The organism is Pararhodobacter sp. (genome assembly GCF_034676545.1).
GTDB lineage: Bacteria > Pseudomonadota > Alphaproteobacteria > Rhodobacterales > Rhodobacteraceae > Pararhodobacter.
Window position 1 is genome coordinate 56,056 of sequence record NZ_JAUCBZ010000012.1, and the last position, 12,911, is coordinate 68,966.

Below are 12,911 nucleotides of genomic sequence, written 5' to 3' on the forward strand. Positions count from 1 at the left end.
GCGCCCATACCTTTCCCAGTTTACCCCAGCAAGGCGTGTATAAAGATCCGCGGCAGTTTCAGCCAGCCCGGCTTGTACTGAAACCGGGTCAGAAGGCGGCCGATCTTGTGCTGGCGGCGGTTGGTGATGAACCATGGCGGACGCGGCAACAGCGTGAAGCGTCCGGACAAGAGGTTGCGCGGGAACGGGCTCCAGGGGGCCTCGACCACCGTGCGTTCGGTGGCGTCCAGCATGAAGCTGTTGTGCACCGTGCCGATCCCCGATTCCACGTTTTGCAGCGTCGCGCCCGCGAACCCGCCCCACGGCACCGGTGCCAGCAAAAAGCCCAGCCCGGTCCAGGCGTTGATCGCAATCGTGCCATAGCGGAACTCGGCCAGGATCTCTTCGAACCGGGTGTGGCCGATCTTGCGGATCGTCGCGGGGTGGATCAGGATATTGCCGCCCAGAGTGCCATAGAGCTTGTCATTGGCCCAGGCGATGGCCGCGCACAGATAGGTTTCGGCATCCGTGCCGTCCAGATGCTTGACGCCAAGCGCCGGGGCAAAAACCTCGTGCTGCTTGAGCCATTCGCTATCGCCACGCTCCATATCCGCGACATAGCAGGGCGGCACGTTCGGCCCGCGGTCGAACTGCTGCTCGCTGTCGGCGCGTTCGGCAAATTCGGCCATGCGCCCCTCGGCCCCCGGATAATAGGCCTCGCGCCGGGCGTGTTCGGCCATGACGCGGGCCACCTCTTTCATCAGCGGCTCGGCCTTGTCCCAGCCGCGCGGCAGCACCAGAGATTGCACCGCGACGCAGTTGAAGCCCGAGTTGTGCAGCTTTTGCGTGGCGATATGCTCGGCCTGAAAGCGGATATCCGCCGCCGACCACGGGCCGGGCACGACAATCGTCGGGCAGACCGCGCCCAGTTCGGACGTCATCGGGCGCGGGTTCTTGGGCGTGCCGGCGGCCTTGTTGCGCGCGCCTTCGTCGCCCGTGCCCCAGACGATGCCGTCATGGGTGGCCCGCGCGCCGGTGATGTGGATTTCCTCGACCAGCGGATGATGTGTCAGATAGGCCCCCGCCGCCCCGTCGCCCTTGACGATGCGCAGCGCATCGCGGTCGATCAGCGGTTTGAGCGCGGCGCGCAGATACTCGGTCAGATAATCGTTGACCGGGTTCATTTTCAGCAGCACCACCTGATGCTCCAGAAACAGTTTCTGGAACGCATCCAGCGGCGAGATCGCGGCGATATTGCCCGCGCCCAGCACCAGCGCCACCTTGCCAACCCGCTTTTCCGGCGGCGTGTCATAGGCGGTGGCGGCGTGGTTTTTGAGGGTCGCCGGGGTCACGCCCGGTTGCATCCAGATATCGGCCTTGACCCCTGACAGCAGCAGCCGGTCCCAGATCGAATGCGGCACGACGCGCACCGCCGTCTGCCCGTTGGGCAAGCGCCGGGTCGGCAGGTGGCGCAGATAGGCCTTGCCCTCAAGCTGCGACAGGGTCTGCATCAGCCCGTTGCACATGCCCATCACGGCATAAGGGCCGCTGATCCATTCCTCGCCCGCCAGCGGCGAGTCCGGCGCGAGGCGTTTCTTGCGCGCGGCGGTGGTGGCCCAACCCTCGGCCACCGGCATCAGCGCATCCTTGACCGCTTGCAGCAGCGCGATCCGCTCGGCAACCGGGGTCCGCGCCCAGGCGTGCTTGGCGGCGTCGAGCGCCTCGAGATCGGCGTCATAGGCCGCGCGCGGATCGGGGGTGATGGTGCTTTGATGTTTCATCTCATGCGTCCTTGTCTTGCAGCAGGATATCGCCGTAATCGTCGCGCAGCTTGGCCTTGATCACCTTGCCGGTGGCACCCATTGGCAGGGCCTCGACAAAGATCACCTTGTCGGGCACCTGCCAGCTTGCCACCTTGCCGTCATAAAAGGCCAGAATCTCTGCCTCGCTGACCTCGGCGCCGGCAGCCTTGAGCACCACCAGAACCGGGCGCTCGTCCCATTTCGGGTGCCGTGCGGCGATGGCGGCAGCGTTGGCAACGGCGGGGTGGCCGATGGCGATGTTCTCTAGCTCGACCGTCGAGATCCATTCACCGCCCGATTTGATGATGTCCTTGGACCGGTCGCGGATCACCATGTAACCATCCGCATCGAGCGTCGCCACATCGCCGGTATCGAACCAGCCATCCAGCGTCAGCGCGCTTTTGTCGGCCTTGAAATAGGTATCGACGATCCAGTGCCCGCGGATCTGCAACTCGCCCTGCGTCTTGCCGTCTTGCGGCAGGATGTGCCCCGCCTCATCGACGAGGCGCAACTCGACGCCATAGGGTGGCCGCCCCTGACCCAGCCGCAGCGCTGCCTTGTCGGCGTCGGACAGGCCCTGATGCTTTTGCAACAACTGGTTCAGCGTGCCCAGCGGCGAGGTTTCGGTCATGCCCCAGGCGTGGATCAGCTCGACCCCGTATTTGTCGCGAAACGCCGGGATCATCGACGGCGGCAGCGCCGAGCCGCCGACCACCGTGCGTTTCAGGCTTGCCGCCTTGCTGCCGGTTTTCTCCAGCGCGCCCAGAAGGCCCATCCAGATCGTCGGCACACCCAGCGCCAGCGTCACGCCCTCGCCGTCGATCAGCTTGACCAGGCTTTCGCCATCCAGCCCCGGCCCGGGCAGGATCAGCTTGGCGCCGTTCGCCGCCGCGATATAGGGCACGCCCCAGGCATTGACGTGGAACATCGGCACCACCGGCAACACCGTGTCCTTGGCCGAGATCGCCAAGCCATCGGGCTGGTTCCCGGCCAAGGAGTGCAACATCGTCGAGCGATGGGTATAGAGCACACCCTTGGGGTTGCCGGTGGTGCCCGAGGTATAGCACAGCGACGAGGCGCGGGTCTCGTCGAAGCGCGGCCAGACATAGGCGTCGTCGCCGGTCTCCAGCAGTTCGTCATAGAACTCCAGCCCGTCCAGCATCTCTGCCGCCGCATCGTCGCGCGGGCCCATCAGCACGAAATGCTCGACGTTCTTGAACTGCGCTTTCAGCTTGGCGACGGCGGGCAGAAAGGTCGCGTCAAAGAACAGCACCTTGTCATCGGCATGGTTGACGATGAAAATCAGTTGCTCGGGGTGCAGGCGCGGGTTGATCGTGTGGCACACCAGACCGGCCCCGGCCACGCCAAAGTAAATCTCCATATGGCGGCGGTTGTTCCACGCGATCGTCGCACAGCGCGCCTCGGGTTGCAGGCCCAGCCGCTCCAATGCCGAGGCCAGCCGCCGGGCGTTCGCCTCCAGCGTGGCCCAGGTCGCGCGCTCGATGCCGCCCGCGGTTTCCACCGACACGACCTCGGTCTTGCCGTGATAGCGCGCCGCATGGGCGATCAGGTTCGAGATCAGCAACGGCTGATCCATCATTTTTCCAAGCATGTCGTTCCCCCTTATTTGGCCGCGATGGCGGCGTTCGAGATACCGCGGATCATGTCGGCGGCCTTCTCGGCGATCATGATGGTCGGCGCGTTGGTATTGCCGCCGATCAGCGTCGGCATCACGCTGGCATCCACCACGCGCAGCCCCTCCAGCCCGCGCACCTTCAACTCCGGATCGACCACGGCCATGTCATCGGTGCCCATCTTGCAGGTGCCCACCGGGTGATAGATCGTGTCGGCGCGGGCGCGGATGTGTTTCTCCCACTCCGCATCGCTCATCCCGTCGGTGACGCCGAACAACTCCTTGTGGCGGTACTTGTTCATCGGCTCCTGCATCAGGATCTCGCGGGTGATCTTGGCCCCGGCGATCAGTGTTTTCAGGTCGCGGTCATCCGACAGGTATTTCGGGTCAATCCCCGGATCGGCCATCGGGTCGGCCGATTGCAGGAACACCTCGCCGCGCGAGAACGGTCTGAGCGCGCAGACATGGCACGAGAACCCATAGCCCGGATGCAGCTTGCGCGCGTGGTCATCGACGATGGAGATCACGAAATGCAGTTGCACATCGGGCTTGTCCATCGTCCGCTCGGTTTTCAGGAACCCGGCCCCCTCGGCAAAGGGCGTGGCGATCATGCCGGTGCCGTTCTTGCGCCAGGCGAACATATGCTTGAGCAGGTTGACGCTGCCGGTCAGGCCAATGCCGAAATTGTCGGTATCCTTCGATTTCCAGCCCAGAATGAAATCCAGATGATCCTGCAGGTTTTGCCCCACGCCGGGCAGCTCATGCACCATCGTGATGCCGTGACGGGTGATATCCTCGCGGCGACCGACGCCCGACAGTTGCAAAAGCTGCGGTGACCCGAAAGCCCCGCCGCACAGGATCACCTCGCGCCGCGCGCGCACCTGATGGCTCTGGCCCTTCTGGCGATAGGCGACGCCGGTGGCGCGCTTGCCCTCGAACAGGATACGCTCGGCGCGGACCTTGGTCAGCACCGTCAGGTTCGGGCGCTGGTCCATCACCGGATGCAGATAGGCGGCGGCGGCAGAGCAGCGTTCGCCGTTGCGCTCGGGGCTGTGGAACTGGGTCACGGCATAGGGGCCGAAGCCCTCGTTGTCGCCGGTGTTGAAATCCTCGCTGCGCCGGTATTGCAGCCGCGTTGCGGCCTCGACAAAGGCCTCGGTGATCGGGCGCGGGCTTTTCTGGTGGCTGACATGCAGCGGACCGCTTGCGCCGTGATGTTCGCCCGCGCCGTCCTCGTTGTTCTCCGAGCGCTTGAAATAGGGCAGGACGCTTTCCCAGTCCCAGCCCTCGCAGCCCAGATCGGCCCATGTGTCATAGTCGTCGCGGTGGCCGCGCACATAGAGCATGGCGTTGATCGCGCTGGAGCCGCCAAGCGCGCGCCCGCGCGGCTGATAGCCCCGTCGCCCGTTCAGCCCCGGCTGCGGCACGGTGTTGAAGGCCCAGTTGTTGATCTTGCCGTGTCCCGGCAGCACCGCCACCACGGCAGCCGGCGCGCGCACCAGAATCCCGTCGCCGCGCCCGCCCGCTTCCAACAGGCAAACCGTTGTCGCGGCGTCCTCGCTCAGCCGCGCGGCCAAGGTGGCACCCGCCGATCCGCCGCCCACGATCACATAATCGAAGTCCATCTTCCAAGCTCCTCTCTTGGTATCCGTCAGCGATTCTCCCGGTCGCCTCAGCTTTATCAAACAAACAAACTGGACACCTGTCCAGAAAAAACGTTCAGAGCAGTTCGCGACGTAACGGCAAAACCGCATCCGTTTCCCGCCGCAGCGGGGCGCGGCCCTCGATCCGTTGCGTGGCAAAATGAGGTCTAAGTCCAATAAGCAGTGTTATGTTAAATCATCTGGTGTTCCAACGGTTTGACCCTGCACGGGTCGATGCCCGAGCGCGACGCGCGGCGTGGTTCGACCGCGTCTTGCGGAACGAATCGCGCAGCGGCTGGTTAGAGTCAGCAAGGAGCATGACATGGCCAGCTTTCGCACACGCGTTTTCACCAAACCCATCCACGCCTGGGCCAAGGCCGCACTTCCGGCCCTGTCCGAGACGGAAAGCGAGGCGCTGAACGCCGGTGAAGTCTGGTGGGAGGCCGAGTTGTTTTCCGGCAATCCCGACTGGTCCAGGCTGCACGCGGTCAAACCCCCGACCCTGTCGGCGGCGGAACAGGCGTTCCTGGATGGCCCAGTCCAGCAGCTTTGCGGCCTGGTTGACGACTGGCAGATCAACCACGAAACCGCCGACCTGCCGCCCGAGGCCTGGCAGTTTCTGCGCGACAACAGGTTCTTCGGCATGATCATTCCGGAATCTTATGGTGGGCTGGGGTTTTCGGCCTTCGCCCATTCCGAAATCGTGCGCTACATCTCGACCCGCTCGATTGCGGCGGCGGTCACGGTGATGGTGCCCAACTCGCTGGGGCCGGGCGAGTTGCTGCATATGTTCGGCACCGAGGCGCAAAAGGACCAGTGGCTGCCCCGACTGGCCGATGGGCGCGAGCTGCCCGCCTTCGGCCTGACCAGCGCCGAGGCCGGATCCGATGCGGGTGCGATGATCGACGAGGGCGTGATTTGCAACGGTGACTGGCAGGGTCAGACGGTTCTGGGCATCCGCCTGACCTGGGCGAAACGCTATATCACGCTGGCGCCGGTCTGCACCGTTCTGGGCCTTGCGTTCAAGCTGCGCGACCCCTATGGATTGCTGGGCGACACGCCTGATATCGGCATCACCTGCGCGCTGGTTCCAACCGATCTTGAGGGGGTGGAGACCGGGCGTCGGCATATCCCGTCCTCGACGCTGTTCATGAATGGCCCGACCACCGGCACGGATGTGTTCATCCCGCTGGAAAACATCATCGGCGGGCCGGAGTATGCGGGCAAGGGCTGGATGATGCTGATGGCGGCGCTGGCTGCCGGGCGGGGCATTTCGCTGCCGTCGATGGGCTGCGCGGCAATTGCGTTTTGCGCGCATACGACCGGGGCCTATGCGCGCATTCGGCAGCAATTCAACCTGCCGATCGGCAAATTCGGCGGCATTCAGGCGCGTCTGGGCCGTTTGGCGGCGGATGCCTATGCGATGGAGGCCGCGCGCCACCTGACCTGCGCGGGGTTGGACGAGGGCCGCGCCCTCTCGGTCATTTCCGCGATCATGAAGGCGCACGCGACATTCCGGATGCGCGAGGCGGTGAATGACGCGATGGATGTGCATTCCGGCAAGGCGGTGATCGACGGGCCGTCCAATTATCTGCTGCCGCTGTATCGCGCGGTGCCCATCGGCATCACGGTGGAAGGCGCAAACATCGTCACGCGCAGCCTGATCATTTTCGGCCAAGGCTCGATCCGCGCGCATCCGCATATGCTGGAGACCATGCTGGCGCTGCAAGAGCCGGACGCCGAGAAGTCACTGGAAATGTTCGACAAAAGCCTCTGGGCGCATGTCGGGCATACCACGAAAACCCTGTTCCGGGCCTGGGGCCGCGCGCTGACCGGCGGGCGGTTTGCCCCGGCCCCCGCTGCCGGGGCCGCCACGCCGATTTATCGCCAGTTGGCGCGCTGGTCGGCGGCCTATGCGCTGACGGCGGATGTCTTGTTCCTGACCCTGGGCGGGGCGCTGAAACGCAACGAGATGATCTCGGGGCGGATGGGCGATATTCTGTCCGAGATGTATATCCTGTCGGCGGCGCTGAAGCGGTGGCAGGATGAGGGCCGCCAAGAGGCCGATTTGCCGCTGTTGCGCTATGCGGCGGCCCAGTCGTTCAACCGCATCCAGACATCTTTGGACGCGGTGGTTGCCAATCTGCCGGCCCGCTGGGCGGCGTGGATCTTGCGCGGTCTGACCCTGCCCGGGGCGACGCAGCGCAAGCCCGATGACCGCTTGACGGCCGCGTGCAGCGACCTGCTGTTCCACCCCTCGGCCACCCGCGACCGGATCACCGGGCGGCTGTTCGGCGGTCGCGACGGCGATGGCGTGCAGGTGCTCAACGCCTGTTACGCCAAGGTCGTGCAAATGGCGCCAGTGATGAAACGCCTGCGCGAGGCGCGCAAGACTCCGGCCGAGGCGCTTGCGGCGGGCATCCTGAGCGATGCGGAGATGGCCGGGATCGCGGCGATGACCGCGCTGGTGGATCAGGTGATCGCCGTGGACGACTACACGTCCGACGCGTTGGCCGCGCTGTTCCCCTGCCCCGCATCTGACCGAACCGCGGCACGCGCGCGCCCTGCACACCAAGGCGTGACACCGCGACCAGAGGAGACCCAGTCATGACCCAAGGCAACCCCATCGACGGCCCCATCGACAGCCCCGCGGCCGCCCGCGCGAAAAGCATCGGCACCGGCAAGACCGCAGCGCTCTATCGCATGGCGATGCCCGATCACCTGTGTCCCTTTGGCCTGAAGTCGAAATCCTTGCTGGAGCGCAAAGGCTATACCGTCAATGACACGCTGTTGACGACGCGCGCGCAGGTCGATGCCTTCATGGCCGCGCATGACGTCAAGACCACGCCGATCACCTATATCGACGGCCAGCAGATCGGCGGCTACAGCGATCTGAAGACCCATTTCGGCTATCGCGTTCTTGCCGAGGGCGATACGACTTACGCCCCGGTCATTGCCATTTTCGCCGCGACGGCCCTGACGGCGCTGGCGATTGTGCTGAACCTTTATGCCGGGTTTCCGGTGGCGATCTTTCTGATGTGGTTCTTCGCGCTCTCGATGGTGGCGCTGGCGATCCAGAAATTGCGCGACGTCGAGGGCTTTGTCAGCGGGTTTCTGGGCTATGACCTGCTGGCGCGCCGCCATGTGCCCTATGGCTATGCCTATCCGTTCCTGGAGCTCTATACAGGCGTCGGCATGATGGCGCTGATCGGCACGGGCAGCGCATGGATCTGGCTTGTCGCGCCGGTTGGCATTTTCATCGGCGCTGTCGGGGCGGTGAGTGTGATCAAGGCGGTCTATATCGACAAGCGCGCGCTGAAATGCGCCTGTGTCGGCGGTGGATCGAATGTACCGCTGGGGGCCGTCTCGCTGTCGGAAAACCTGATCATGCTGGGCATGGGCCTGTGGATGCTGGCGCGGTGGTTCGCGGTCTGATCCTGCGGGCCGGGGTCTGCGGGCCGAAGTCTGCGCCGCATTGCCCTTGGTGGCAAGAATGCGCGCAGCCAACCGTGTTCCCGCCCAGCCACGCGGAACCCTTCCGGCGTTGAAACGTTATCCTTGCAGACTGCAACTCACAGGAGGATAGCACAATGACCACGACAACACCGGCACCGCTTGTTTCGTCCTCGGATGTAAACGGCACCACGGTCTACGGCGCGGACGGCACCAGGATCGGCACGATCGACCACCTGATGATTGACAAGAAAACGGGCAAGGTTGCCTATGCGGTCATGGGGTTCGGCGGCTTTCTGGGCATGGGCGAAGACCATTATCCGGTGCCCTGGGGCAAGCTGCGCTATGAGCCGCGCCTTGATGGCTTTGCCACCGACATCACCGAACAAGATGTCAAAGGCGCGCCCGTGACGCCGGACAATTGGCACCGTGACCGCGACTGGGAGCAACGCACCCACCATCACTACCGGATCCCCAACTACTGGCTCTGACGGATCAGGGGCGCAACAGGCGCCCTGCGAAACCGCCTGACGCCGGGCGCGGTGATCCTGCGGGTGCCGTATCCGATCCCGGCCCGCGCCCGGTGTCACAAGATCCCCAACCCGCGTCAGGCCATGCAACCTGTGCGGCGTTGGTCGCCGCGGTGCGGCGCTTGGCGCGGTCTTGACCTGCTGCGGACCCGTGCCGGGGCGCGCGACCCGTTTTAACCGACAGCAAGGATCGAATACTCCGGCGTGCCGTCCCAGACGAGATCCCAGGATGCGCCCGGTCGGACATTCTGGATCGCGCGGGGTTCAAAGCAGACGAGGCAGTTTCCGCCGGGGGCTGGCGCTCGGACGGAGGGATAGATCAGGCCGCGTGAGCCGTCACGCCGCAGGGTTTGCGCGAGGCTCTGCCCCTCGGGATAGCCAAGGTCCGGGTCCGCATTCAGCGCCGGATGATCGGGCTCGTCGGTCATATCATCGAAAACCCCGATGAAATCCGCCAGCAGCTCGACATAGCGCGCGCTGTCCTCGAAACAGCCGGTGTAGCCAAGCTCGCGCGTTCGGTGCCAGGCAACCTCGCTGACCGAGACCATCACATCCCAGGCGCAATACCAGGCGCCGCGGTCGCCGGGGTTGAAGCGGTTGCCGCCCGCCCGCGTGTAGGTAAAGGCCGCGTTGACGTGGCTGTCGCCATAGAGGCGCAGGTCGCGGCGGCGGCGTTGCCAGGCCAGTTCGCGCGGGTCAAGATGCGGGTTCCGGCCGCGCTCGGCCTGCAGGCGACCGCTGGTCAACCCCTCGATCCGGGCGAGGATCTCAAGCTCATCCTCGGTATCGACAAGACCCCGCAGCGCGGGCGGCTTGTGATAGGTTGCGGGCAACAGGCGAACCAGACCGCGATCCGAAATCTCGGTCTGCCTCATACGCCGCCCCGCAGCGCATCAAGATAGGTCCGAATCGCAAGAATCTGCGGCAGCCCCCCTTCGATCGCCGTCTCAACCGGGCGCTGGCCGGCAAACAAGGGGCCCGCGTTTGGCCGTGTGAACCAGCGTCTTGCGAGGGGTTCGGAAAAATAGAGTTCCAGCGATTTGTAGATGCCGATCACCGCGCTGAGCCGCAAAAGCTGATCCTTGGTCAACTCGCCGGCGAAATCCGGTTTTTTGGCGCGTTTCCATGTGCTTTCGGACATATCTGCAAGGCCGGCCGCCTCTTTCAGGCTCAAGGCCCAGGCATCGACAATGCGCGCATAGGCTTTCAGCGCAACAGCGTTGATCTGAGCGGGTTCGCGGGCCTTGGCAACGACGGGCATCATGGGTCTCCTTTGTATCCACAATAGACCATATGAACACAAAGTAAAGATCATATGAACCAAGCGTTTGCAAGTCGCCATCGCGTTCAGGTCCGGTCACGGGCCGCTTTGGCGCGGTCTGGGCAGGCACGAACCCGCGCGCTGATTCGGGACAATCCGCAGCAGCAGAGCCGCAAGCCGCCCGCCCGGCTGAATCCCCGGACTGCGCGCCCGGTTAACATATGGCGTGAAGATCACGCCGTAACCCAGCGATATCCGGGCATTCTTTGCCATCGCAGGCCCGCAGGGAACGGCACAAATCCCGCCCGATCTCTTGTGGATTGTGGCGCGGCTGACACAAGATGTCGAAAAACACTTGCGCGACTCGGGTAACCGCGTCATTCATTTACGGCAGGAAATGAATAAACAGCTAAAAACCGTAACACACGGAATTTTGGCGAAGGGCAGAGTATGAAACGCGAGGACCGCATCGACCATCTGGTCGGCGAGCATGCTGCACGGCTGTCGGAACGGTTGCAAGCCCATCGGGCGCAATTGTTCCCGCCGAACGCACAGCGCGAGCTGCGCAAATTCACCTCGGGCGAAGTGGCGGATCTGTTGGGCGTCAAGGACGCCTATCTGCGCAAACTGCATCTGGACGGGCGCGGCCCCGAGCCCGAGATTCGCGCCGGGGGGCGGCGCTATTACAGCCTGTCCGAGGTCATGGATCTGCGGGTCATGCTGGACAAGGGCGCCAAAACCCCCGGCACCTACCTGCCCGGTCGGCGCGCGGGTGACCATGTGCAGGTCATCACCGTGATCAACTTCAAGGGCGGCTCGGGCAAGACCACCACCGCCGCGCATCTGGCGCAGAAACTGGCGCTCGATGGCTACCGCGTGCTTGGCATCGACCTCGATCCGCAGGCCAGTTTCAGCGCCCTGCACGGGTTCCAGCCGGAATTCGACCTGATCGACGGCGGCACGCTCTATGACGCGATTCGCTACGAAGACCCCCTGCCCCTGCGCGCGGTGATCCGTAAAACCTATATCCACGGGCTTGATATCATTCCCGGCAATCTGGACCTGATGGAGTTCGAACACGACACGCCGCGTGCACTGGCCGCGCGGTCTGGTCAGATGTTCTTTACCAGAGTTGGCGAAAAACTGGCCGAGGTGGAAAGCGAATACGACGTCGTCGTCATCGACTGCCCGCCGCAGCTGGGGTTTTTGACGATGTCCGCACTCTCTGCCGCCACCGCCGTTCTGGTCACCGTGCATCCGCAGATGCTGGACGTGATGTCGATGTGCCAATTCCTGCTGATGACCTCGAATCTGCTGGGCGTCGTCGCCGATGCCGGCGGCAACATGCAATATGATTGGTTGCGCTATCTGGTGACCCGCTATGAGCCCGGCGACGGGCCGCAAAACCAGATGGTCAGCTTCATGCGCAGCCTGTTCGGCGATCATGTGCTCAACCACCCTGCCCTGAAATCGACGGCGATTTCCGATGCGGGGATCACCAAGCAGACGCTCTATGAGGTCGAGAAATCGCAATTCACCCGCGTCACCTATGAACGCGCATTGGAAAGCCTGAATGCGGTCAACAGCGAGATTGAAGCGCTCATTCAATCCGCCTGGGGTCGCGAATAAGGAGGGCTGGTTATGGCTCGCAAGGATCTTCTCAAAGGGTTGATGGAGGGGTCGGACACGCCCACGCCGCACACCCCTGCCCCGCGCATGACCGGTGGCGCGATTGGCGCGGTCAGCCGGTCGATCGCCGATCTGCGCACCCGCGCGCTGGTCGATGTGCCCGCCGATCTGATCGACGGCGCCGGCCTGCGCGACCGCCTGGAGCCCGAGGCAGACCTTGACGCGCTGGTCGAGTCGTTGCGCGAGCATGGCCAGCAGGTGCCGGTCATGCTGCGCCATTCGCCCAATGCCGAAGGCCGCTACGAGGTGGTCTATGGCCGCCGCCGCATTGCCGCGTTGCGCCGCCTGAACCGGCCGGTGCGCGCCTTTGTGCGCGACATCAACGACCGCGATCTGGTGGTCGCTCAGGGGCAGGAAAACAGCGCCCGGCGCGACCTGTCCTTTATCGAAAAGGCGCTGTTTGCGCAGGCGATGATCGGCATGGGCTTTGACCGCAAGATCACCGCCGAGGCGCTGCACATCGACAAGACCGTCATCAGCCGCATGTTGTCGGTGGTCGAGGCCCTGCCGGAACCGCTGATTCAGGCGATTGGCCCCGCCCCCGCCGCCGGGCGCGATCGCTGGCTGTCGTTGGCCGCCAAGGTCAAAGGTAAAGACATCGCGCGCTTGATCAACGCCGCCGAGGGGCCGGATTCCGATGCCCGCTTTGTCGCGGTGCTCACGGCCCTCGCGCCCGCCCGCAAACCCGCCGACCCCGATAAAAACGCCGTCGATTTTCGCGGGCTTCTGGCCCAGGGCGAACCGATTGGCACGATCCGCACCACCAAGGGCCGCAGTTCGCTGGACCTGCCGCAAGAGTTCGGCGAGTGGCTGGCGCAGAATATCACCCAGATTCACCGTGACTGGAAAAACCAGCACAAAACCCAGAGCGGCGAGTAACCGAGCAGCAACCAGGAAAGGCACGCAACCGGCACAGACAAA

10 protein-coding genes are annotated in these 12,911 nt (G+C 64.3%); 5 read left to right on the plus strand and 5 right to left on the minus strand.

Going from position 1 to position 12,911, the window contains the following annotated elements:
* Positions 1–20: 20 nt before the first annotated feature.
* Genes VDQ28_RS02810 through VDQ28_RS02820 form a run of 3 tightly spaced genes read right to left on the minus strand, consistent with a single transcriptional unit; the run spans position 21 to position 5,039 of the window.
* Positions 21–1,760, minus strand: a complete 1,740-nt coding sequence (locus VDQ28_RS02810) for an aldehyde dehydrogenase family protein (protein ID WP_323034493.1) — start codon at positions 1,758–1,760, stop codon at positions 21–23.
* Between the two features lies 1 nt (position 1,761).
* Positions 1,762–3,393, minus strand: a complete 1,632-nt coding sequence (locus VDQ28_RS02815; protein WP_323034494.1) for a long-chain-fatty-acid--CoA ligase — start codon at positions 3,391–3,393, stop codon at positions 1,762–1,764.
* Positions 3,394–3,404: 11 nt separating this feature from the next.
* The gene (locus VDQ28_RS02820; protein WP_323034495.1) at positions 3,405–5,039 is read right to left on the minus strand and encodes a choline dehydrogenase; all 1,635 of its coding nucleotides are present in this window, start codon (positions 5,037–5,039) and stop codon (positions 3,405–3,407) included.
* A gap of 340 nt (positions 5,040–5,379) precedes the next feature.
* On the opposite strand from VDQ28_RS02820, the gene VDQ28_RS02825 reads away from it, so the two are divergent.
* From VDQ28_RS02825 to VDQ28_RS02835, 3 genes are all read left to right on the plus strand, one after another.
* Complete coding sequence (locus VDQ28_RS02825) at positions 5,380–7,668, plus strand: acyl-CoA dehydrogenase (RefSeq protein WP_323034496.1); 2,289 nt, start codon at positions 5,380–5,382, stop codon at positions 7,666–7,668.
* A 92-nt stretch (positions 7,669–7,760) separates the two neighbouring features.
* Complete coding sequence (locus VDQ28_RS02830) at positions 7,761–8,492, plus strand: glutaredoxin (RefSeq protein WP_323034505.1); 732 nt, start codon at positions 7,761–7,763, stop codon at positions 8,490–8,492.
* A 155-nt stretch (positions 8,493–8,647) separates the two neighbouring features.
* Positions 8,648–9,001: a PRC-barrel domain-containing protein gene (locus VDQ28_RS02835; protein WP_323034497.1), complete on the plus strand. Its 354-nt coding sequence runs from the start codon at positions 8,648–8,650 to the stop codon at positions 8,999–9,001.
* Between the two features lie 212 nt (positions 9,002–9,213).
* Here VDQ28_RS02835 and VDQ28_RS02840 read toward each other — a convergent pair whose 3' ends face one another.
* Both VDQ28_RS02840 and VDQ28_RS02845 read right to left on the minus strand, forming a co-directional pair.
* Entirely contained in the window at positions 9,214–9,915 is a 702-nt protein-coding gene (locus VDQ28_RS02840) for an RES family NAD+ phosphorylase (protein ID WP_323034498.1), read from the minus strand.
* Positions 9,912–10,301, minus strand: a complete 390-nt coding sequence (locus VDQ28_RS02845) for an MbcA/ParS/Xre antitoxin family protein (RefSeq protein ID WP_323034499.1) — start codon at positions 10,299–10,301, stop codon at positions 9,912–9,914. The genes VDQ28_RS02840 and VDQ28_RS02845 overlap by 4 nt, the downstream gene beginning before the upstream one ends.
* A gap of 450 nt (positions 10,302–10,751) precedes the next feature.
* On the opposite strand from VDQ28_RS02845, the gene repA reads away from it, so the two are divergent.
* Both repA and repB read left to right on the plus strand, forming a co-directional pair.
* Positions 10,752–11,930 (plus strand): plasmid partitioning protein RepA, encoded by a 1,179-nt coding sequence (gene repA, locus VDQ28_RS02850; protein WP_323034500.1) that lies wholly within the window; start codon positions 10,752–10,754, stop codon positions 11,928–11,930.
* A 12-nt stretch (positions 11,931–11,942) separates the two neighbouring features.
* Complete coding sequence (gene repB / locus VDQ28_RS02855) at positions 11,943–12,869, plus strand: plasmid partitioning protein RepB (protein ID WP_323034501.1); 927 nt, start codon at positions 11,943–11,945, stop codon at positions 12,867–12,869.
* The last annotated feature ends 42 nt before the right edge of the window (positions 12,870–12,911 follow it).